Annotated in this window: 19 protein-coding genes; 5 read left to right on the top strand and 14 right to left on the bottom strand. The window is 71.0% G+C overall.

Annotation, left to right across the window (positions count from 1 at the left end):
* Nucleotides 1-190 precede the first annotated feature (190 nt).
* The 12 genes from AB0B61_RS10285 to AB0B61_RS10230 all read right to left on the bottom strand — a co-directional run bounded on the left by AB0B61_RS10285 (nucleotide 191) and on the right by AB0B61_RS10230 (nucleotide 12,388).
* Entirely contained in the window at nucleotides 191-1,084 is an 894-nt protein-coding gene (locus AB0B61_RS10285) for a CHRD domain-containing protein (protein WP_358430394.1), read from the bottom strand.
* Nucleotides 1,085-1,227: 143 nt separating this feature from the next.
* On the bottom strand, nucleotides 1,228-1,374 hold the full coding sequence (locus tag AB0B61_RS10280) for a twin-arginine translocation signal domain-containing protein (RefSeq protein WP_358430391.1): 147 nt from the start codon (nucleotides 1,372-1,374) through the stop codon (nucleotides 1,228-1,230).
* A 183-nt stretch (nucleotides 1,375-1,557) separates the two neighbouring features.
* Nucleotides 1,558-3,399, bottom strand: a complete 1,842-nt coding sequence (locus AB0B61_RS10275) for a glycoside hydrolase family 97 catalytic domain-containing protein (RefSeq protein ID WP_358430389.1) — start codon at nucleotides 3,397-3,399, stop codon at nucleotides 1,558-1,560.
* A gap of 110 nt (nucleotides 3,400-3,509) precedes the next feature.
* Complete coding sequence (locus AB0B61_RS10270) at nucleotides 3,510-5,132, bottom strand: protein kinase (RefSeq protein ID WP_358430386.1); 1,623 nt, start codon at nucleotides 5,130-5,132, stop codon at nucleotides 3,510-3,512.
* Between the two features lie 99 nt (nucleotides 5,133-5,231).
* Nucleotides 5,232-6,119, bottom strand: coding sequence for an amidohydrolase family protein (locus AB0B61_RS10265; RefSeq protein WP_358430384.1), 888 nt, complete (start codon nucleotides 6,117-6,119; stop codon nucleotides 5,232-5,234).
* A gap of 2 nt (nucleotides 6,120-6,121) precedes the next feature.
* Nucleotides 6,122-7,336: a VWA domain-containing protein gene (locus AB0B61_RS10260; RefSeq protein WP_358430382.1), complete on the bottom strand. Its 1,215-nt coding sequence runs from the start codon at nucleotides 7,334-7,336 to the stop codon at nucleotides 6,122-6,124.
* Nucleotides 7,329-8,192 (bottom strand): MoxR family ATPase, encoded by an 864-nt coding sequence (locus tag AB0B61_RS10255; protein ID WP_358430379.1) that lies wholly within the window; start codon nucleotides 8,190-8,192, stop codon nucleotides 7,329-7,331. Before AB0B61_RS10255 ends, AB0B61_RS10260 begins: the two co-directional genes overlap by 8 nt.
* Nucleotides 8,189-8,491, bottom strand: coding sequence for an EthD family reductase (locus tag AB0B61_RS10250; protein ID WP_358430376.1), 303 nt, complete (start codon nucleotides 8,489-8,491; stop codon nucleotides 8,189-8,191). Before AB0B61_RS10250 ends, AB0B61_RS10255 begins: the two co-directional genes overlap by 4 nt.
* Nucleotides 8,485-9,498 (bottom strand): molybdopterin cofactor-binding domain-containing protein, encoded by a 1,014-nt coding sequence (locus AB0B61_RS10245; RefSeq protein WP_358430374.1) that lies wholly within the window; start codon nucleotides 9,496-9,498, stop codon nucleotides 8,485-8,487. The genes AB0B61_RS10250 and AB0B61_RS10245 overlap by 7 nt, the downstream gene beginning before the upstream one ends.
* A gap of 2 nt (nucleotides 9,499-9,500) precedes the next feature.
* Nucleotides 9,501-10,931, bottom strand: a complete 1,431-nt coding sequence (locus tag AB0B61_RS10240) for a molybdopterin cofactor-binding domain-containing protein (RefSeq protein ID WP_358430372.1) — start codon at nucleotides 10,929-10,931, stop codon at nucleotides 9,501-9,503.
* A 49-nt stretch (nucleotides 10,932-10,980) separates the two neighbouring features.
* Complete coding sequence (locus AB0B61_RS10235; protein WP_358430370.1) at nucleotides 10,981-11,487, bottom strand: (2Fe-2S)-binding protein; 507 nt, start codon at nucleotides 11,485-11,487, stop codon at nucleotides 10,981-10,983.
* A 49-nt stretch (nucleotides 11,488-11,536) separates the two neighbouring features.
* Nucleotides 11,537-12,388 carry an FAD binding domain-containing protein gene (locus AB0B61_RS10230; RefSeq protein ID WP_358430368.1) on the bottom strand — a complete coding sequence of 284 codons (852 nt, stop codon included), beginning with the start codon at nucleotides 12,386-12,388 and terminating at the stop codon, nucleotides 11,537-11,539.
* A 97-nt stretch (nucleotides 12,389-12,485) separates the two neighbouring features.
* Here AB0B61_RS10230 and AB0B61_RS10225 point away from each other — a divergent pair, with 97 nt between their 5' ends.
* On the top strand, nucleotides 12,486-13,163 hold the full coding sequence (locus AB0B61_RS10225) for a GntR family transcriptional regulator (RefSeq protein ID WP_358430366.1): 678 nt from the start codon (nucleotides 12,486-12,488) through the stop codon (nucleotides 13,161-13,163).
* Between the two features lie 126 nt (nucleotides 13,164-13,289).
* On the opposite strand, the gene AB0B61_RS10220 is transcribed toward AB0B61_RS10225, so the two are convergent.
* On the bottom strand, nucleotides 13,290-14,018 hold the full coding sequence (locus AB0B61_RS10220) for a hypothetical protein (RefSeq protein ID WP_358430364.1): 729 nt from the start codon (nucleotides 14,016-14,018) through the stop codon (nucleotides 13,290-13,292).
* A gap of 75 nt (nucleotides 14,019-14,093) precedes the next feature.
* Complete coding sequence (locus tag AB0B61_RS10215) at nucleotides 14,094-14,351, bottom strand: hypothetical protein (RefSeq protein ID WP_358430362.1); 258 nt, start codon at nucleotides 14,349-14,351, stop codon at nucleotides 14,094-14,096.
* Between the two features lie 437 nt (nucleotides 14,352-14,788).
* On the opposite strand from AB0B61_RS10215, the gene AB0B61_RS10210 reads away from it, so the two are divergent.
* Genes AB0B61_RS10210 through AB0B61_RS10195 form a run of 4 tightly spaced genes read left to right on the top strand, consistent with a single transcriptional unit; the run spans nucleotide 14,789 to nucleotide 20,774 of the window.
* Nucleotides 14,789-15,187, top strand: a complete 399-nt coding sequence (locus AB0B61_RS10210) for a YbaB/EbfC family nucleoid-associated protein (RefSeq protein ID WP_358430360.1) — start codon at nucleotides 14,789-14,791, stop codon at nucleotides 15,185-15,187.
* Nucleotides 15,184-15,504, top strand: coding sequence for a hypothetical protein (locus AB0B61_RS10205; RefSeq protein WP_358430358.1), 321 nt, complete (start codon nucleotides 15,184-15,186; stop codon nucleotides 15,502-15,504). The genes AB0B61_RS10210 and AB0B61_RS10205 overlap by 4 nt, the downstream gene beginning before the upstream one ends.
* A gap of 45 nt (nucleotides 15,505-15,549) precedes the next feature.
* On the top strand, nucleotides 15,550-19,704 hold the full coding sequence (locus tag AB0B61_RS10200) for a zeta toxin family protein (RefSeq protein ID WP_358430357.1): 4,155 nt from the start codon (nucleotides 15,550-15,552) through the stop codon (nucleotides 19,702-19,704).
* Nucleotides 19,701-20,774: a hypothetical protein gene (locus AB0B61_RS10195; RefSeq protein WP_358430354.1), complete on the top strand. Its 1,074-nt coding sequence runs from the start codon at nucleotides 19,701-19,703 to the stop codon at nucleotides 20,772-20,774. The genes AB0B61_RS10200 and AB0B61_RS10195 overlap by 4 nt, the downstream gene beginning before the upstream one ends.
* Nucleotide 20,775 lies beyond the last annotated feature (1 nt).

The raw sequence follows: 20,775 nt of genomic DNA, 5'->3' as shown, positions 1-20,775 counted from the left end.
GGTTGCCCTCAAGCGGACACGTTGGAGCGCACGTGTGAACGCTGTGCATGGAGAGACTGACGGGAAGAAGAACTGTGCGTGCTCGCTGCCACCGCCGTCGGCCATGACCTGGTCGATCACCCGTCTCTACATGGCTCACGCGCCGTGCTCGCACGGCGCGTGAGCCCTTGCCTTGCAGGGGTCGGACGGCTTACCAGTCGCCCTTGTAGAGCTGGCCGCGTACCGCGCCGCCCGGGAACGCGGCGGTGTGCAGGTTGGCGTACCAGTTCTTCGGCTTCTTCCAGATGCGGCGGGCCACAGCGGTAGAGGTGGTCGTGCTGCCCGCGATGCCGTTGACGCTGGCGGGCAGGCCCTTCTCGGCGGCGAAGAAGGGCACCACGACCGGCCCGTTCTTGCCCTTCGGGGCGCGGTGGATGTGCGCGCCGACCGGTGGCCCGACCCCCGCCCACGCGGCGGCGAACCACACCCGGTTGCCCTCCGGCTGCACCAGCCACCCGGCGCGCCCGTCGCGGTCGCCGACCTTCATGCCGGGCGCCGGTATCTCCTGATGCCCGTCGGCCCGCGTGGTGAGCGTGGCGCCGAACCCGTGCGACAGCACCGACTCCAGCTCCACCGGGCGGATCCGGTACAGCTGAGCCCGTACGGCGCCGCCGCCGAACTCGGCGTTGTGCAGGTTGGCGTACCACTTGCCGGGGTGGCTGACGATGCGGCTGAGCAGCGCGCCGTCCTGCACCTGGACCGTGCCCTTGACGGCGTGGAACGTGGCGGGCAGTGCCTCGCCGAAGAACGGGACCCTGACGTCGCCGTTCTCACCGGCCTCGCCACGGTGGATGTGGAACCCGCTGGGCGCGTCCACTTGGCTCCACCGGACGGCGTAGTCGACCCGGTTGCCATGGATCCGGAACACGGCGAGCGCGCTCCCGTCCACGTCACCTACCTTCATGCCCTGGGCGGGCACTTCGTTCGCGCCTTTGAGCGAGGCGGCCAGGTAAACGGGGGTGGTCGCTTGTGCGGAAATCGGGCTGAGCGAGGAGGCGATCAGTACGAGGGAGGCAGCAAGGCCGGGGACAATGAGGGTGCGCATGTTCATGATTACCCTTTCCGTTCTCTCTCGGCCTGGTACGGCTGCCTCCCTTGTGGGGTTCAACTGCTGATAAATGCGCATTCTCGGCGATATGTGGCGCAGTGGTGCTGACCTGCCGATCCTCGCCCGCTTGGACGACCGGCTCAGGCCAGGCCCGCCACGCCGGTCGCGGCCGTCATCACCCGGAAGTTCACCGCCCGTGCCGCCGACGCCGGTCCGGGTAAGCCGCCGGCCATCAGCGCACTCCCGGCCAGGACACCCCCGGCCTTCAACAGGTCTCGCCGATCCATAGGATGCCCTCTCGTCGTGAAGAGATCGGAGGTGTTAGGCACCAATGACGGTATTTCGGGCGTTGAGTACGGTCAAGGCTCTGTAAAGATCCGAGTTCCTTGCTTATGCAACCGCTTGCCGGGCCGTTGAAGGGTCGGTCAGGGACGCGGGCTCGGGTGCCCACGTCCCTGACCGCTGCATCCTCAGCGGGCGCAGGTCGTCAGGCCGGGGCGCCAGCGGCAGGCGATGGCGGCGAACCCGCCCTCCGCCTTGACCTCCACCGGCAGCGTGCCGCCCTGCACCACGTGCGTCTCACGGACGAGCCCGTCGGTGCCGTCCCCGGTCACCTCGACCAGCCACCGCCCCCGTAGGAAGGCCGTCGGCACCTGCAGCGTCCGGGCCACCCCGGAGACTCCGGCGCCGATGAACCAGCGGTCGCCGCTGCGCCGGGCCATCACCGTGTGGTCGGCCGGCTTCCCGGACAGCAGCCGCGTCTCGTCCCACACCGTGGGCACCTGGTCGAGGAAGCGTTCGGCCTCGGGCCGCGCCCGGTAGGCCTCCAGCGACCCGGCCAGGTTCTCCAGCCCCGACTCGAACACCACCGACAGCGCCAGCTCGTGCGCGTCGGAGGTGGGCCGGCCGGGGCGCTGGAAGGCCATCGGCGTGTAGTCCATCGAGCCGATCTCGTTCCTGGTGTACGGCAGGGCCGCCAGGTGGCTGGTGGTCAGGTTCGACGACTTCTCCGCGCCGTGCACTCCTTCCATGCTCATCACCTGGGGCCACGTGCGGTTGATCCCCTTGGGCACGGTCGAGCCGTGGAAGTTGACCATGAGCTGGTTGTCGGCCAGGTCACGCAGCGTCCCGTCGTACCACTGCAGGCGCTCCTGCGCCTCGGAGTCGATGAAGTCCAGCTTGACACCCTTGACACCCCATTGACGCAGCAGCCCGAAGCGCTGGACGCGCTTGTCGTGGGTGTCGAAGTCGGAGAATCGCAGCCAGGTCATGATGCTGACCCCGCGAGCCTTGCCGTACTCGACGAGCTCGGGTATCCAGCTGAATTCGGCCGTCCGATCCGTCCAGGCCCGCTCGCCGGTGACCGGGTCGTCATACCAGCCGGCGTCCACCAGCACGTACGGCCAGCGGTGCTGGGCGGCGTAGTCGACGAACTCCTTCTGCCGCTCAAGGCTCTGCTGCACGCTCCGGCCACCGGCCAGCCAGCTCCACAGCACCTTGCCCGGCTTGATCCACGAGGTGTCGGCGACCTGGGATCCGGGGGCGAGGTCGTCGACGAGGGTGGACTCGGTGACGGTCGCGAGGTCGCCCGTGACCATGACCCGCCAGGGCGTGGTCAGACCGTGGTCGTAGGGGACCCGCGCGTCCCAGAGGGCGATCTTGTAGGTGTCCTGGTCGCGCACCAGGCGGGGGCCGGTGTAGGAGCCGTTCAGCGCCGACTCGGCCAGCAGGAGGTGGTTGCGGCCGACCCCGAACAGGGCGGGCATCTGGTATTCGGCCGGGGGGACGTCGGCGTACTGGATGAACGGGTTCTCGTAGTCGCGGCGATATCCGGCCAGCCAGGCGGTGGACCCGGCGGGGACGGCGAACGCCGACGCCTCACCGAGGACGGCGCCCGCGCCGGACAGCTCGTAGCGGTAGGCGACGCCGTCGCGGGCGGCCCTGACGACCAGGTCGAGCTTGGAGTCTCCGCGAGCGAAGCGGAAGCGGGTCTCGTTCATCACGGACAGGCGATTGAGGCGCTTGCCGGCGGTGGTGGTGTACTTCTCGACGACCACGCGGCCGGAGCGGCCGGTCAGGCTCAGGCCGGTGGTGAGGTCGGCCTGTTCCGTGGTGACGCCGAGCGGGCTGGGTTCGAGTACGGTCGCGCCGTCGCGAGACACGGCCACGGACGGGCGGCCTTGCGCGTCGAGGTGGACGGTGGCGACGGGGCCGCCTGTGGGGGCCTTGACGGTCCAGGTGTCGGTAGGGGCGGTGGCGGTGGGAACGGTGAGCAATCCGGCCAGCAGTGTGCCGGTGATAACCCAGTGCAACTGGTGCCTCCCGAGAGGGCTGGGGTGTGCAACCGATTGTACTGGTAATTAACTTCCTCAAGAATTGAATTGTCCAGCCGCGAGGCCTGGGGGACCTTGGGGGCCGTGGGTCAGCACATGGTCCACGAGGTCGACTCGGTGCGCTGTGTCGGCGAGGTGAGCCGGAAGACGACCGTGTGCTTGGACCCGAGCTCGGGGGTGATCTGCTTCTTCGACCCGAAATAGTCGCTTCGGCCGTAGGACGGGATCCGCCTGGAGCCGCTCTCGATCACCTGGCCGTCGACGAGCCACTGGTAGGAGAACAGGGCTCCCATTTCGGAGGAGTCAATGCCGACGCCGAAGCCCAACGAGCCCCTGTAGCAGGTGATCCCCGCGTCGTTGATCTTCGACGAGCCGGCGACCCGCACGTAGGCGAGGCTGAAGGAGGCGGTCTTGGTCTTCTTGGTCGCGGTCGGCGACGGGCGGGTTGTCGCCGGTTTCTTCGTCGCCGTGCTCGTGGGCTTGTTCGTAGGCGTGCTCGTAGGCCTCGGCGTGTTCTTGGGCGTGTTCTTGGGGGTAGAGCGGACGGGCGTGCGCTCCGGCGACGGCTCGGGGCTGGAGGGCGTGTGCGTGGGCTTGTTGGTGGAGCGCGAGTGCGTGGGCTTGGGAGTGATCGGTGAGGTCTGCGTTTTCTTGGGCGCGGCGGTCTTTTTGTGCTTGGTCGTGGTGACAGAGGGGGACGGCTCGCTGGAGTTCGCGGCCAGAGCCGATAGAGCGGCGCCCCCGTTCAGCGGGCCTTTCCAGACGACGACGCCGGCCGCCAGACACACGGCGACCACTCCGGAGACGACCGCGACCAGCGGAAAGCGACGACGCGGCCGCGCGGGACGCTGACCGCCACCTGCCGGAACATGCCCCGGCGTGGGTGGGGCGTACTGAGCCGCCGGCGGCATGTGCTGGTTTCCGGCGCTGTTGGCCCCGCCGAGCAGGCGCAGCAGGACGTCCCGCATCTGTGGGCGGGCGGCCGGGTCCTTGGCCAGGCAGGCGTACACGACCGAGCGCAGCGGCTCCGGCAGGTCGCCCAGGAACGGCTCCTGGTTCAGGATGCGGTTGATGACCGCGGGCAGCGAATCCTCGCCGAACGGCGGCGTGCCCGTCGCCGCGTACACCATGACCGAGGCCCAGGCGAAGACGTCCGCCGCCGGGCCGACATGCGCGCCGGCGAGCTGCTCGGGGGCCATGTACGCGGGCGTCCCGACGACGCTGCTGGTGACGGTGACGGCGGAGTCGGCGACGCGGGCGAGGCCGAAGTCGACGACGCGCGGCCCGTCCCGTCCGAGCAGGACGTTCGCGGGCTTGAAGTCGCGGTGCACGATGCCCGCCTGGTGGATGGCGGTCAGCGCGGTGGCCGTGCTGACGGCCAGGCGCTGCAGGTCGCCGCCGACATGGCGGCCGGCCTGCTGCAGGGAGGGGCCTTCGACGTACTCGCTGACGATGTACGGACGTCCGCCCATCGACGCGTCGAGCACCTGGGCGACGCAGAACGGCTCCACGCGCCGGGCCGCGGCGATCTCCTTGGCGAAGCGGTCGTCGCCGCCGAGGGACTGCCGCAGCACCTTGACGGCCACCGGCCGCCCGTTCGGAGCCTGACCGAGGTAGACGATGCCCTGGCCGCCCTCGCCGAGACGCCCGATGATCCGGTAGGCCGCGATCGCCTCGGGGTCGCCGGGGCGCGGCGGTTCGGCATTCGGCATGAGTGGGGTGACTCCTGTGACGGCCGGAACGGACCCCATGCACCTTAACGGGATAGATCCCGATTTTCAGGTACGTTACGCGATCTCCACCCCAGGCCGTCAGAGGCGGTAGACGCGGGTGGCCGTCGCGGCGAACACGTCCCGGATCTCCTCGGCGGATCGGCCCGAGAGCACGTCCTGCCACGTAGAAACCAGGGTGGGCAGGTCGGTCCAGAGCTTCTCGATCGGGAAGTTGCTGCCCCACATACAGCGACCGGAGCCGAACAGCTCCAGGCACGTAGCCACCACCAGCTCGATCAACGACCGGTCCACGCGGTGCACGAAGGTGCCCTGGCCGGTGAGCTTCACCACGACATTCGGCCGCTCGGCCAGCAGCCTCAGGCCACGGGTCCACTCCGCGACGGCCGTCGGCTCGGCGTCGACCAGCATTCCGGCGTGGACCAGCACAAATGTCACGTCCGGAAAGTCAGACACGAGGGCCGCGGCGTCGGCCATCTGGGCGGGGAACACCTGGAGCTCGAACAGCCAGCCCAGGTCGGCGAGCGCGCCTATGTTGCGCCGGAAGACGGGGTCCTTCATGCGGTCGGGAGCGGCGGCGAAGCGGAACTCCGGCCGTTCGTGCCAGTGCAGTTGCAGCCGGGTGCCGCGCACGAGCGGGGTGACGGCCGCCTGCCTGCGCAGGATGCCGACCGCGCCTTCGTCGAACAGGTCGGCCGAACCCACCACGGCGGTGGGCCAGCCGGTCTCGGCGTGTACGTCGCGCAGCCACCGCACCTCGTCCACGGAGCAGTCGAGCGGCCAGTTGGTCTGGACATAGACCGCCGAGGTGATGCCGCAGGCGGTGGCCTCCCCGGCGTACTCGGAGGCGGGGTAGTCGCGGCGGATCGGCTCATACGGGCCGAAGATGCGCGGGACCATCTCCCCCTGGAGCCAGGGCAGGTCGGCGGCCCGCCAGATGTGGTGGTGCGCGTCCACGATTCCAGCCAAAACTAGGCTCCCAGGGGTCGCAGGGTGGACCAGCGCCGCGCCGCGGTATGGCGGGGGCCGGACAGGACGGCGGGCAGGCGGCGTACCTCCGCCAATGCGGTGGGCAGATCGCGTACGCCGCCGAGGTGGTCCAGGCTCGGGAGCTGGGCGGCCATGGCGCGCGTGGCGGGGCGGTAGGTCGGCGAGCAGGCCAGCGGGGACCACCAGACGAGCCGGTGGCCGAGCCGCGACAGCCGGGCCGTGGCGCGCACCATGGGGGTGCAGTCGCCGCGTTCGAGCCCGTCGGACAGCACGATCACGAGCGCGCCTCGGGCGAGCGCCGCGAAGCGCGGGTTGCCCAGGAACCGCGCCAGCGCCGCGCCGATCGCCGTGCCGCCGTCCGCGTCCGTGACCAGCCCCGACACAGCCCGCAGCGCCTGGTCGGCGTGCGGGTGCGACAGCGCGGCGGTGATCCGGGTGAGCCGGGTGCCGAAGGTGAACACCTCGGTACGGGCCGGCGCCGCGCGCAGCGCGGTGTGCGCGACGCGGAGCAGGTCCGGGGTGTGCAGCCGCAGCGAGCCGGAGACGTCGACCAGGATCAGCAGGCGGCGCGGACGCGGCGGGCGGGCGAGGCGGCGCAGCTCGATGATCTCCCCGTCGTGGCGATGGGCGCGCCGCCACGCGTGCCGCACGTCCAGCCGGTCCCCCGACCGGGCCGGGCGGCGCCGCCGTGACGGCGTGGCGGGGAGTACGGCGGGCCAGGCGGCTTCGAGCGTGCGCATGAGCGCGTGCCGCCCCTCGCCGGTCCGGCCGAACTCGCGGGTTCCGTAGGTGCTCAGGGTGCTGGCATCGATGCCGTCGCCCGGCCGTACCTCACGGGGTGGGTCGTCCTCGCCGGGTCCGCCGGGGGACGGCGCCTCGCCGTCGTCGCCTTCGGGCGGCGGGTCTTCCCCGGCGGGGCCGCCCTGCCGGAACCAGGCGTCGAAGACCCGGTCGAAGGCGGGCAGGTCGCCGACATCCTGGAGCAGGGTGATCCGGGCGTACCAGTACAGCGTGGTCAGGTCGGGCGGCGGCGACTCGGCGATCGCCCGCAGCAGGTCCGCGCGCTTGGTCGGCGCGGCGGGCACGCCCACGCCGCGCAGCGCGGTCAGGAACCCCCACAGGTGGTCCGCGGCGAGCGCGGCGGCGGCGTCTCGCTGTCGGCGAGTTCCGCCACCGGCGGCCACCGGGTCAGGCATCGTCGAAGACCTCCTCCGCGTGCGCGAGGAGCAGCCGGGTGTCCTCCTCGTCCTTGATCAGCAGGCCGAGTGCCCGGCGCAGCGCCACGGGCCACGGGCTGCCGCCGTCGGCCAGCGCCAGCGCGCCGCGCGCCCACTCCACCGACTCGGCGATGCCGGGCCGCTTGAGCAGCGGCAGCCGGCGTACGCGCTGCACCGCCCGTACGAGTCCCTCCGCCGCCCGCTCCTCGAGCCCGGGAACGGCCGCGCGCAGGATCGCCCGCTCGCGGTCCGGCTCGGGGAAGGCGATCCAGTGGTAGAGGCAGCGCCGCTTGAGCGCGTCGTGCAGCTCGCGCGTGCGGTTGGAGGTCAGCACCACGATCGGCGGCGTACCCGCCCGTACCGTGCCCAGCTCCGGGATCGTGATCTGGAAGTCGCCCAGGAACTCCAGCAGGAACGCCTCGAACTCGCTGTCGGCCCGGTCGATCTCGTCGATCAGCAGCACCGCGCCGTGCTCGGCCTGTACGGCGCGCAGCAGCGGCCGGCGCAGCAGGAACTCCTCGCGGTACAGGTCACCGACGTCCTGGCCACGGCTCTCGGCCATCCGGACCTGGAGCAGCTGCTTGGGATAGTCCCACTCGTACAACGCCTGGCCGGAGTCCAGCCCCTCGAAGCACTGCAGGCGGATCAGGTCCAGGCCGGTGACGCGCGAGAGCACCGCGGCCACCTCGGTCTTGCCGACGCCCGGCTCGCCCTCCAGCAGGAGCGGCCGGCCCAGCCGCAACGCCAGGTGGATGGCCGTGCACAGCCCCTCGTCGGCGAAGTAGCCCGCGCCCTCCAGCGCGGCGGCCAGCTCGCCCTCGCGCCAGAGGGTCACAACTGGGCGTGCTCGGTGGTCAGCAGGTGGACGCGCTGGGAGGTGTGCGCGGCGGCGTCGGCCGCGGCCGCCTTGCCGTCCGCGGAGCCGAACGCGGCGGCGCGGGCGTCCTCGTCGTCGAAGTACAGCTCGTTCACCGAGTCGTACGCCCCGCCGTCGCCGGTGGTGACGCTGACCGTGTACTTGCGCAGGCCGGGCAGCCTCTTGGCGAACTCGACGTGGTCCTCCACCACCCACTTGGCGAACTCCTCGTGGGACAGGCCCTCGGCCCGCTTGAGCAAGGAGACTACTTTCAGCATGATTCCTCCACTTTCAGGGCGTCCAGCCCGCGCAGGACGCGTTCGGGGGTGAACGGCATCGACTCCAGGCGCACGCCGCAGGCGTCGAAGATCGCGTTCGCGATGGCCGGGATCGGGGCGTTCGCCGTCATCTCGCCGATCCCCTTCGCGCCGTACGGGCCGTTTCCGGCGGGGCGCTCAAGGAACAGGCTGTGCTGTACGGGAATGTCGGCGGGGCCGGGCATCAGATACCCGGCGAAGTCGCGCGGGCCGTGGTCGCGCGACGGGTAGTAGGGCTCGGTGGTCTCGAACAGGGCATGCGACACGCCCATCCACGCCCCGCCCTCCACCTGCTGCGTCGCCATGGCCGGATTGAGCGCCCGGCCGATCTCGTACGCGTTGTACAGCTCCAGCACCTCCACCACCCCGGTCTCGTCGTCGACCTCGACGACGGCGGCCGTACACGCGTGCGCCTGGCAGGAGTCGGGGTCCATCTCCCCCGTCTCGGGCACCGGCGCGCTCGGCTCCTTGAGGTAGATGCCGCGACCGGAGATCGTCCGCCCGTGCTTGAAGTGCGCGGCCAGCGCCAGGTCGGTGATGTGGATGCGCTTCTCCTCCGCGCCCTTGAGCCGGATGAAGCCGCTGCCGTCGGTCTCCAGGTCGGCGGCGTCCACCTCCAGCTCCTCGGCGGCCACCTCCAGCATCACGCCGCGCGCCTCGGCGGCGGCCATGATGACGGCGTTGCCGACGCGGTGGGTGCCGCGGCTGGCGAAGGTACCCATGCAGTGCGGGCCGGTGTCGGTGTCGGCGGTGTCGACGAGGACGTTCCCGATCGGCAGGCCGAGCGTCTCGGCGGCGCACTGGGCGGCGATCGTCTTGATGCCCTGGCCCAGGTCCACCGAGGACAGCGAGATCACGAACGTGCCCGTGGTCGTGGCGTGGATCAGCGCCTGCGAGGGGTCGCCGCCCAGGTTCATCCCGGTCGGGTAGTTGACCGACGCGTATCCGCGCCCGCGCAGCAGCGCCATCGCTACAGCCCCTCTCGGGTCGTGGAGGACATGCGGCGGTACGCCTCGGGCAGTTCGTGCCCGGCCATCTCCGCCGCCTTCTGGATCACCTCGACCAGGGCCGTACCCTCGGCGACCTTGCGGTGGGCCTTGAGATCCCCGTCGCGGTAGGCGTTGAGCAGGCGCAGCCGCAGCGGGTCCAGGTCCAGCGCGCGGGCGATCCGGTCCATCTGCGACTCCAGCGCGAAGTCGGCGATGGTCACGCCGAACCCGCGCATGGCGCTGGAGGGGGTGCGGTTGGTGAAGACGCAGTGGCAGTCGGCCCACACGTTCGGGATCGAGTAGGGGCCGGGCAGGTGCGCGGCGGCCTTGGTGGTGCCGTACGGGGTGTGGCGGGCGTACGCGCCGGCGTCGACGTACAGCGTGACCTTGCGGCCGATGATCCGGCCGTCGGCCATCACCGCGTCCTTGATGTAGATGCGCTCGGCCGCGCGCGGCGAGGAGACCTGCATCTCCTCGGCCCGGTCGTACACGAACTTGACCGGCCGGTCGGTCGCCATCGCGGCCACGCACGCGACCGGCTCGACCACCACGTCCACCTTGCCGCCGAAGCCGCCGCCGACCGTGCCGCCGACGATGCGTAACTTGTTGAACGGCGTCTCCAGGATCAGCGCGGTGTTGTCCAGGGTGAAGAAGCACGCCTGGGTGTCGGAGTGGATGCGCAGCCGCCCGTCGGCCTGCGGCACCACGACGCAGCCGGTGGTCTCGGTGGGTGCCTGCTCGATCGGCGCGGACTGGTAGCGCCACTCGAAGACGTGATCGGCCCGCGCGAACGCCGCCTCCACGTCGCCGAACCGGATCCGCCGGCAGTGGTGGCCCTCGTAGATGAAGTGGTTCTGCCCGTGGTACTCGTTGACCAGCGGCGCGCCCTCCTTCAACGCCTCCTCGACGTCGAAGACCGGCGGCAGGTCCTCGTAGACGACCCTGATCCTGGCCGCCCCCTCCAGCGCGGCCGCCTCGGTCTCGGCGATCACGGCGCAGATGGGCTCGCCGAGGTAACGCACCTTGTCCACGGCCAGGATGGGCTCGTCGTCGGGTCCGACGCCGATCAGCTTGAGCGGGGTGTAGAGGTTGTTCGGGATGTCGGCGTGGGTGAGGATCCGCAGGACACCTTGCACGGCCAGGGACTCGCTCAGGTCCACGTCCAGGATCCTGGCGTGGTGCCGTGACGAGCGGTGCATCTTGAGGTGGGCGAGCCGCGCCGGGGCCACGTCCTCGAAGAACTCGGTACGCCCGGTGACGTGCCCACGCGCGTCGGACCGCTGGACCACCGAGCCGATCACGGTGAAGTCGCCACCGCCGTCCACCCCTGTGCGCGCGGCGGCCCGCTCGTCGGCGAACGTGCTGGTGTCGATGGGAGCGAGCCGGTACGTGGGGGCGAGCCGATCCGTCATCGCGCCACCGCCTCCTCCGTGCTCGTCTCGGTAGGGGCGAGCCGATAGGTCATCGCGCCACCGCCTCCTCCTTTTGCTGGGGCTGGGCGCGCCGACGCCTGGCCGCCTCCAGGATGGCGATCACGATGGGCCGGTAGCCGGTGCACCGGCAGACGTTGCCCGAGATCGCCTCCACGACGTCCTCCTCACTCGGATCGGGATCCCGTTCGAGCAGCGCCTCGGCAACCATGATCATGCCGGCCGTACAGAAGCCGCACTGGGTGGCGAAGCAGTCGACGAAGGCGCTCTGCACCTCGTCCAGTTCCCCACCGGCGGCGACTCCCTCCAGCGTGCGGACCTCGCGACCGGCGACGGTCTCCACCGCGACCAGGCACGCGACCTCGGGCCGACCGTCGACCAGGACGGTGCAGGTACCGCATGCGCCCTGCGAGCAGCCGCGTTTGGCCGCGGTGAGCCCAAGCGACTCACGCAGACTCGCGAGCAGCGTGACCCCGGGCGCGGCGATGAACTCCCGCTGCTCACCGTTGACGACGAGCGAGACGATCTGTGACGGCACGGTCCACCTCTTTCTGTCGTGTCACGAACCACCTGGGAAACCATCGTGGTCACCGCACCACGGGAGGGATGAACGCACGCCGCAGATGCACGGGCAGCACCCGCCTGCGATACCACGCACTGGCGTAAGCGTCATCGAAGGGGTCGATGTCGCCACGGGCCGCCTCACCCGCCTCGGTGAGGACCTCGTGGGTCAGCGGACGCCCCCGCAGCAGGCGCTCGGCCGACACCGCGCGCACCGGACGCGGGGCGACACCGCCAAGCGCGATCGTGGCGGAGGTGACCACGCCATCGGAGGTCACCAGGCCGTCCGAGGCGACCACGCCGTCGGCGGTACGGGTCACGGAGGCGACGGTCACGATCGCCGCCGAGTTGAGGCGGCGGCGCATGGCCTTGTGGTAGTACCAGGTGCCCGGTTCCGGCACCGTAGCCCGTATCGCCACGACGACCTCGCCCGAGCCGACCCCGGAGCCCAGCACGTCGGCCACCGGCGAGTCACGCCGACCGTCCGGCCCGGCGATCTCGCAGGTCGCGTCGAGGGCGAGCAGGCACACGGCCAGGTCGCCGTACGGCTGCGCGACGAACAGGTTGCCACCCACGGTGGCCTGGTTGCGGATGGTCGGAGAGGCGATCGTCCGCAGTGCGGGGCGCAGGAAGGCGAGCCCAGGATGCTCGCCCACGGCGGCGAGGGTGGCCGCCGCCCCGATCCTGGCCACCCCGTCGCGTACCTCGATGCCGTCCAGCCCCGCCCGGCGCAGGCTGACCAGCTCGGTCGCGGGCGCGGCCCCGCTGTTGACCAGCGGCATCACGACGGTGCCACCGCCCATGATCCAGCCACCCCGCGCCGAGCAGGCGACCACGGCCTCGGCGGACTCCGGCACATGCACCGCCTGGATCACCATGTCGCGGCCCTCCCAGCCCTCGGCGTGTAATTATCGATAATTGATTATCGAGGTATGGTCAGTCAAGACGGCTATCGATAATCGGTAGGATCACTCCATGGCTGATGAGCCCTCCAAACTGCCGCGTCTCACGCTGGCCCGGCAGATCCGTGACTCGCTGGTCGGCAGGATCGTGTCCGGCCAGTTCAGGCCCGGCGAGCGGCTGGTGGAGACCCGGCTCGCGGCGACCTACGGCACCAGTCAGGCGCCCGTACGCGAGGCGCTGCGCGAGCTTGAGGTGATGCGGCTGGTGGAGACCCAGCCCCGCCGCGGCACCTTCGTCCGGCCCTTCGTCCAGGAGACCCTCCGGGAGAGCTACGTCGTACGGGCGGCGCTGGAGGAGACGGCCACCCGGCTCGCCCTGCTGGCCGGAACCATGCCGGTGGAGGCGCTGCGTACGGACGTGGCCGCGATGCGGGCCGCCGCCGAGAGCGGTGACGGCGAGGCGTCGGCGCGCGCCAGCGTGTCCTTCCACCGGCGCATCGTCGAGGCCGCGCACAACGAGCTGCTCAAGCTCTCCTGGGAGGGCCTGCAGATCGAGGCGCGCACGTCGGTCACAATGGTCGCCACCGAGGTCGACCTGTACGACATCGCCCGCGACCACGCCGACCTGCTGGCCACGATCGAGGACGGCGACCTGGAGACCGCGTGCCGACACGCCCGCGACCACCAGTGGCACTATGCCGACCTCCCGCACGACGCCCACGGCCGCACCCGCGACTCCGCCGCAGGCTGACCACCCGCACGACGCCCACGGCCGCACCCGCGACTTCGCCGCAGGCTGACCGCCAACCTCCCGCACGCACGCCCGGGTCGTCTTCGATCGTGATCGTTCCGGCAGACCTTCTCAGATCGCCAGAGGTCAGAACATCACGGCGCGCCGGGCGATCAACAGCCACAGCGCGAGCGTCGGGCCGAGCACCGCCATCACCACGTACAGGTTGAAGCGTTCCTCATTGTCGTCGTTGACGGCCTTGTCGCGGTGCCACGCGTACGCCGTGAACCCGGTCGAAGAGCTGGTGATCAGGAGCGCCACGACCATGAACCAGAGGCTGACGGACAGCTGGACGCGCTCCATGGGGCTCGTGTAATCCTTGGCCAGGTCGTCATATCCGAAGATCCAGCCGAGGGCGGAGAGGCCCAAGAAGCCCCCGATCAACAAGGATGCCGGCGCGATGTAGGCCCGCAGGTCAGGGACGAAAGCGCGCACGGCATCCTCGGACGGGGCGTCCGGCGGCGGAGGGGCGGGGCGAGATTCCGCCACTTGCGGATCCAGGCGCGGGTTGGGCCGCGGATCGAGGCGCTGATGGGCCTCTTGATCGTGGCGCCGATGGGCCTCTTGATCGTGGCGCTGATGGGGCTCTGCGAGCGGGGGCTCGGTGGGGGCGTCGTGGGGTGGCTGTGCGGGGCCGGGAGAGGCCGTCGGCTCGGCGCCTGTGGCAGCCGGAGGCGATGGGTGACGCGGCGCGTTCTCGGCCCTGCGCTGGGGTGTCGCCTGGTGCCGGGACAGGCGTACCTGCTGCCAGGCGAGGTAGATCTGTGGAACGCCGATCGCGATCGAGACGACCAGACTGATGATGCTTAAGTCCACCGCCCCAGCTTGCCGCCCATGCTCATGGACTCGCAAGGGAGGGCGGTTCGGCAACTCAGCCGGCGGAGAAGCGACTCACCGGCTATGGGATTGGACGGGCAGGGGACTTCGAGTCCAGCGCGGGTCGACGGCGTAGTCCTCGATCGTTGACACAGCCACCAAGAATCGGTTCTTGCGGCGGATCTTGCGCCAATCGGCGAGCCACGGCTTCCCCTCGACGACCCAGTGGTAAGGGTCGTCGATGCCGGAGTCGGGATCCATGATGATGGCGCCCGGCTTCAGCGTTTCCAGATCCCGCCGCGATGTCGCGGAGGTGGCGAATTCGATCTTCACGGCGCCACACTCCAAACCCGGCAGGTCGCCGGCGTCATAGGTGCGTGCGGGGTCTCCCGGGGCCAGTGCCGGCCTCTGGGCGGGGGGGCAGGCTGCGGAGCGACATCACGACCGACGGGGGCGTCGGAGTCGGCCGTTGGCCGGAGGGCGTGACCTCGGAGAGCTGGGTTGTCATCGGTGACCACGGATTCGGAGGGATGGGGCTTGTGCAGTGAGCCCAGTGAAGCTCCCACGGCCACACCACTAGCCCTGGCGAAGACTGCCGCCATGCCACCGACAGATTTCCGCGAACGACGTCACAGCGCATTCCTGAAACAGGAATTCCTCCCCTATCTCTTACTCCGCATACTTCGAAAAACCTTCAAGTATTCAAAAACGCATCAATCGCGGGCTAGGGTGGCGGGAAATCTCTCCCGTGAACGTGGTGGTGATAATTGGTGTCTTCGCTGCCGGTGGACGCCGACGGGCTGCGCGCATACACCCAAGAGCTGCGCGACAACTTCGTACGCCTGCAGAACGAGTCGCGGGCATTGCACGACAGGGCCCGGGCAGTGCGGGTAACCGGGCGTTCGCCCGACGGGCTGGTCACGGTGACGGTGGGCGCGCGCGGCGACCTCGTACGCCTCGATCTCGATCCGCGGGTGTTCAGGCGGCCGGACTCGGGGGCGCTGGCCACGGTCATCACGGAGACCGTGCACCAGGCGGCAGCCCAGGCTCAGGAGGAGGTCATCGCGATCTTCGAGCCGCTCATCCCGCCGGCTCAGATGCGGGCGCAGCTCCAGGGCGACCTCGATGCCGGGCTCTGGCCGCGGAGCGAGAGCCCGGACAGCCCGTGAGGGAGAGGCTGCGGATAGAGCGCGGGCCGGTCGAGGCGGGCCTGGCGCGCTGGGACACCATGGCCGCCGACCTCGACGGCGCGGTCCGGGACGCCGTGGCTCGCATCGAACGGCTGCACGTCGCCGCCCCATGGGGCGGCGACTCGGCGGGCAGGGAGTTCCAGCGGGCGTACATGGAGGACGACGGCCCCGACCTGGTGCTCTCCTGGGCGAGGAGTATGGTCGGCGAGATCGTCGACACGGGTACGGCAGTACGGCAGAGCGTCGACGACTCGGTGGAGGCGGAGGCTGTGTCGTTCCCCAGGAGAAGGACCTAGCAGCTTGACCACAGCCCATCGGCGCGAGGGCGGGCCGGGGCGGACATGGCCATAGACACCGGTCCAGGGCGCAACATCAGCTCCCCGGTCACCGGCACCCCGGGGAGCCGGGACGACACGATCGGCAGCAGTGGGTTCGCCACCGACGTGGAGAAGGCGTGGGGCGAGAGCCTGCCGCCGCTGGCCGACACCCTGCTCGCGTTGATCTCTTCCGGGCAGCTGTGGCCGGAGGGCAGTGAGAGCCGGCAGGCGGCGCTGGCTGTGGCATGGGCGGACCTGGCGACGTGCTCGACGACCGCCGCCCAAGCTTGCGGCATCGCGGGCGGCAAGATCCTCGAAGGCTGGCGAGGCCCTGCCGCCGACGCCTTCCGTGGTCAGGTCGAACGCCTCGGCTCCGCGGAGTCGGGGCTGAGTGCGCACGCGCAGGTGGCGTACGCGTACGCGGTGCAGCACGACGGCTTCGCGCGCGAGACGCAGTACGCCAAGTTGTCGATCAACGCCGGGTTCTGGGTGACCTTGTCGGCCGCCGCAGTGGCCGCGTGCGCCACGTTCTTCAGCGCCGGCGCCACCGCTCCCCTGCTCGGTCCATACGCCAGGGAGCTGCGCGGGTTCCTTGACCAGGTGTTCAAACGGCTGGACGAGGCCGCGGGCGCCCGCTTCGCCGGGAGAGCCGCCCCCAAGGCCGCAGTGGTGAACACCGCCCGCCTGAGCGGGCTTGGACGCGGAAAGGCCCTGCTGGCCAGGGCGATCGGCAGCCATGCGGTGAGGGAGGTGCCGGAGGAGCTTGCCGAGGGCTTGGTGATCGACGGCTACGCCCAGCAACGACAGCGCGACCTGGGCACGCGCACGCGGTGGGACGGTCAGCGGACCATGGCCACCATGCTCGGCGACGCCGGCGGCGCCGTGCTCGCCTCCCGGCTCGCCCGGCCGATCTCCAGGTTCGTGAACGGACTTCCGGGGGTCAGGGCCCTGAACGACGTCGCCGGGGACACCGCGGGCGTCCTCAACGCATTCCGCCGCTACCCCGGCCGCGCACTCCAGACCGCGCTCACCAACGGGGCCGTGTCGGTGCCCGCCGGGTTCGTGGCCAATGGTGTCGTGTACGGCAAATGGCAGCTGCCCTCGGCCGACGGGGTGCTGGGGAGCATGGCGGCCGGTGCCGGGCGTACGAACACGATCAGCCCGTTCAGCGTCGACGTCGCCGGCGCGATCGCCAATCCCCGTGCCGCCCTGGACGCCGCCCACGCGACGGCCGCCGCCGCTGACGCCTCGCGTTCGGGTACCGCCCCGCCCGCGACGCCAGGCACCCCGGGCACCCCGGGCACGTCGAGCACGAGCACGTCGAGCACCGTCAGCAGTACGGCGAGTGTGACGGCGAGCCCGCAGGCGGGCGCGACCGCGACCGCCGCCACCGCCACCGCCACCGCCACCGCCACCGCCACCGCCACGAACAGCGTCGCATCCGTCACGGCCCCCAGCCCGGTGGCCCCCGCAGGCAGCGGCCCGCCCTCCCCCGCCACCGGCGAAGCGCCGCGTACAGCCGTCGCCACCGGACCCCCTCAGCTGCCCGTCACTGCCGGAGCGCCCAGCGCGCCCGTTCCCAGCGGAACATCTCAGCCGCCCGTCGCGAGTGGGACGCCTCAACCGCCCGCCTCCTCGACGCCGACCGGCCCCGCCCACACCCCAGCCGCACCCGCAGCCGCGCCACCTAACACCGCGCCCACCCCAGCCGCACCCACGGCCGCGCCACCATCCACCGCCGCGCCGCCCACCCCAGCCACACCCATGGCCGCGCCACCCTCCACCGCCGCGCCACTCGCCACCGCTGCTCCCACCGCTGCTCCCACCGCGGCTCCCACCGCTGCTCCCACTCCGGCTCCGAGCGATGAAGGAACCCGGGCCGCGGCACCGCCCGCCCCTCATCAGGGCACACCACCGACGGAACCCGCGCGCCGTGAGCTGGTGCCCACTCACAGCGATCTCGTCCAGGCCCTCAGCGGCACCCCCCTCGCACCCAAGTCCTCCGCCGCTTCGCCCGTCTCCGGCGAACCGACAGGCCGTTCACCCTCCGGCCCCGAACAGCCGACCGAGCCGCCTCGGGGCCCGCAGGACGCCCCCGTCAGGCACACGCTCACCGATGAGGAGATGCGTGACATCTTCGACCGGCGCATCGTCCCCGAGCTGCTCTCCGGCGCCACGCGTTCCCAGGAGCCGACGATGATCGTCGTCGGCGGCCAGCCGGGGGCGGGCAAGTCGACCACGATCCGCCGGCTCCATGACGAGTTCCAGAGCAAGGGCGGGGCCGTCCAGATCATCGTCGACGACTTCAAGGTCTTCCATCCCACCTACACTCAGTTGCTGGCCTGGGACGAGGTCGCGACCAACAACATCATCCAGCCGATCGCCAAGGCGTGGCAGGCGATGGCGTTCGAGCACGTCATCCAGCAGGGCCACAACGTGGTCGTGGAGGCCACGCTGGGCGACCCGCGTGAGGCCGGCGCGTTCGTCCGGCAGTTCAAGGATCACGGCTACCGGGTCGAGACCGAGTTCGTGGCGGTGTCCGGAGCGCAGAGCCGGTTGTCGATCCTGACCCGTTATCTGAGCGAGAAGGTCAGCGAGGGCGCCGGCCGTTTCGTGCCCGCGAGCGCGCACGACAGCCGCTTCCACGGATCGGCGCAGACGGTGGGCCACCTGGAGTCCGACGACCCGCCCGCGATCGTCAACGCGGTGCGCATCCGGCTGCGCAACGGCGAGGCGATTTTCTCCAACCGCCGTGGCCCCGATGGCGCCTGGATCGGACGGACGGGCGCGCAGGAGGCCCTGCTCACCGAGCGGGAGCGCCCCTGGTCGGCGGCCGAGCGCCGAGATTTCACCCGCCGCCTCAACGATCTGCGCGCCACCCTCGACCGGCAACGCCTGGAGCACCCCGAGAACGCCGCGACGTACGACCAGCTCGGCCACGAAGCCGACGCGGTCGAGGCCATGGCACGGCCGTGGCTGGCCCCCGACGAACCCGCCGCCTACCAGCCCCGGCCAGACGAACCCCACCCGCCCGATCCCCCGCCCGCCGAGCGGCGGCTGGACCTCGAGCGCAGGCTCGGGGACGCGCTGTTCCACGACCCCGCCGCCCGGGCGGCCGCCGAGCGGACGGTGGCCAGGCTGTTCGACGTCCTCACCGCCCTCCATCAGGAGCTTTACCCGGGCACCCCGGCACCGCGCACCGAGCAGGCGTTCTTCAAGCACGACCCCAGCAGCCCCGGCCAGGTGGGACGCGACGTGATCCCGCTCGCGGACCTGCGCCGCGAGGGCAACCTGCGCATGCTGATGACGGCGCTGTACAACGCGTCGTTCTTCAGCAAGGACGACCTGACGCTCAAGGAGACCCTGTACGAGCTGCGCGCCCGGCCGGATTGGCGGCAGATCGCCGCCCGCGTCGGTCTGGACGTTCCCCGGCTGGAACCCATCCTGGAGCGCCCGCTCGCCAACTCCAGGGAGATCTTCAAGATCGCCACCCTGGGCGCGCATTCGCCGGACGCCGCCGTCGTCGTGGCCGAGTACAAGGAGAGCCAGGCTGCCAGATGGTCGCGTACGCTCGAGGAGACGCAGGCCTTCCGGCGAACGCCAAAGGAGTTCCAGGACCGCCGGATGCCCCTGCACGCGCTCGAACTGGCGGCCCAGCGGCAACCCCTGCCCGCACAGCCCGCGGACTCGATCAAGGAGCCGCCCGCCTCGACCGAGGCCGGAAACGTGATGGACGACCCGGCCGCCGAGGAGAACTGGTCGGACCTCCTGGCAAGGCCGGACGCCGAGGACCCCGATCCGCTGGAGCCTATGAGCTGGGTGCTGGGAACGGCCCAATTCGGGATGCACACCGATCACCCGTGGTTCGAGGAGGTCTCCACCGGGGCGGGTTTCCCCGTCATCGCCGGAATATCGGGCACCGCCGCCCGCCTCCACTCGATATTCCTCTGGATACGGCCGGCCGGCGTCAGTGAAGAGCATTTCGTCCGCGCGCTGCTGGGCTGGATGCTGCCGACGGAGGATCATTCGATATACGAGGTCATCCGCGGTGTGGAGGTGGCGTCGCCACGCTCGTTCGAGGGATATGAGAATGCGATGGACCTGTACCGCCACCTCTCTCCTCAGGAAATCAGCATGAACGTCACCGCGGATCGGCAGCGAAGGAACGAGACAGGATGACCCCCTACCGGTTCCCGAGCCTGGTCGTGGACTGTCACGCGATGCTGCTGCGCCTGTCCGGGCGGGTGCCCGACGGCCTGATCGCCGAGGCCAGGGACCGGCTGGTCGCCGAGGATCTGGAGAGCCTCGCCAAGGCCGTCGCCGTCGCGGTCGCCGAACGCGGCGTGCCGCTGACCGATCGCGACGCCGGCCTCCTCACCGACCTGCTGGCCGGCGCGGGCGTTCACGCCACGCTCGCCGCCGAACCGGACGCGGCGGGCCCGGCATGGGAGTTCGCCCCGGCGCCGCTGGCCGTGCTCCGCGTGCACAGGGAACGGATCGGCCGCTGCCTCGACCTCACCGACACGAGGGACCTGGCACTCGCGGACACCCTGCTGGACGACCGGGACACGACCATGATCGAACTGGTCGCCGCCCGGCCGGGAGCCCTCGGCCTGTGGCGGGCGTGGCGCTTCCCTCCCGACGGCCCTCCCGGACCTCGCGCGAAACGGGTGTACCTCGCCGAGGTCGCCCCGGACACTGATCCCTGCCTGCTCGCGCTGCGCGCGCAGGTCGCCCTGAGTGAGCGGGGCGAGGCGGATCCGCAGGTCGAGGTCTACACGGACGCGTCGGCCCTGCCGCCGTACCAGCGAACCGCCCAGGCGCGCTCGTCACTGCTGTGGGCGCCCACCCGGCCGTACGCCTTCCACAGGGCGCGGGTGTACGACGCCATGGACGGCGGAACGGGCCCCCGCTTCCACGCCGACCATCCGCTCATGACCGATTCGGCCCAGCGCGAGCGGATCATCGGCTACCTCACGTCCGCGACGGTGATCCGCGACAATCCGGTCCTCCGGGACGACGCCGTGAACCCCTCGCGACACCGCGTAGTCCCCTGGAGCTTCCGGACGGACGGCGCCTGGATCTGGTCCGATGCCGTGGCGTACTACCTGCGCGAGCACGCCCTCGCACCCGAGGCGGACTTCCTCGCCCACCTCGGCGGCGCCGGCGCCCGCCCGCCGTCCCTGGACACGGTGACCTGGTTCCGCGCCCGGGCCGCGCTCTTCCGGCGGGCCACGTCCGCGACCTGAG

It is taken from the genome of Nonomuraea sp. NPDC049158 (assembly GCF_040648335.1).
Classification (GTDB): domain Bacteria; phylum Actinomycetota; class Actinomycetes; order Streptosporangiales; family Streptosporangiaceae; genus Nonomuraea.
The sequence above is the reverse complement of the archived record's forward strand: the minus strand, read 5'-3'. Positions and strand labels throughout refer to the sequence as shown.

Coding starts and splice junctions, on each gene's coding strand:
- AB0B61_RS10285 (WP_358430394.1), bottom strand. CDS start 1,084: ATGCGCACCCTCATTGTCCCCGGCCTTGCTGCCTCCCTCGTACTGATC.
- AB0B61_RS10280 (WP_358430391.1), bottom strand. CDS start 1,374: ATGGATCGGCGAGACCTGTTGAAGGCCGGGGGTGTCCTGGCCGGGAGT.
- AB0B61_RS10270 (WP_358430386.1), bottom strand. CDS start 5,132: ATGCCGAATGCCGAACCGCCGCGCCCCGGCGACCCCGAGGCGATCGCG.
- AB0B61_RS10260 (WP_358430382.1), bottom strand. CDS start 7,336: ATGCCTGACCCGGTGGCCGCCGGTGGCGGAACTCGCCGACAGCGAGAC.
- AB0B61_RS10250 (WP_358430376.1), bottom strand. CDS start 8,491: ATGCTGAAAGTAGTCTCCTTGCTCAAGCGGGCCGAGGGCCTGTCCCAC.
- AB0B61_RS10245 (WP_358430374.1), bottom strand. CDS start 9,498: ATGGCGCTGCTGCGCGGGCGCGGATACGCGTCGGTCAACTACCCGACC.
- AB0B61_RS10240 (WP_358430372.1), bottom strand. CDS start 10,931: ATGACGGATCGGCTCGCCCCCACGTACCGGCTCGCTCCCATCGACACC.
- AB0B61_RS10230 (WP_358430368.1), bottom strand. CDS start 12,388: ATGGTGATCCAGGCGGTGCATGTGCCGGAGTCCGCCGAGGCCGTGGTC.
- AB0B61_RS10225 (WP_358430366.1), top strand. CDS start 12,486: ATGGCTGATGAGCCCTCCAAACTGCCGCGTCTCACGCTGGCCCGGCAG.
- AB0B61_RS10200 (WP_358430357.1), top strand. CDS start 15,550: ATGGCCATAGACACCGGTCCAGGGCGCAACATCAGCTCCCCGGTCACC.
- AB0B61_RS10195 (WP_358430354.1), top strand. CDS start 19,701: ATGACCCCCTACCGGTTCCCGAGCCTGGTCGTGGACTGTCACGCGATG.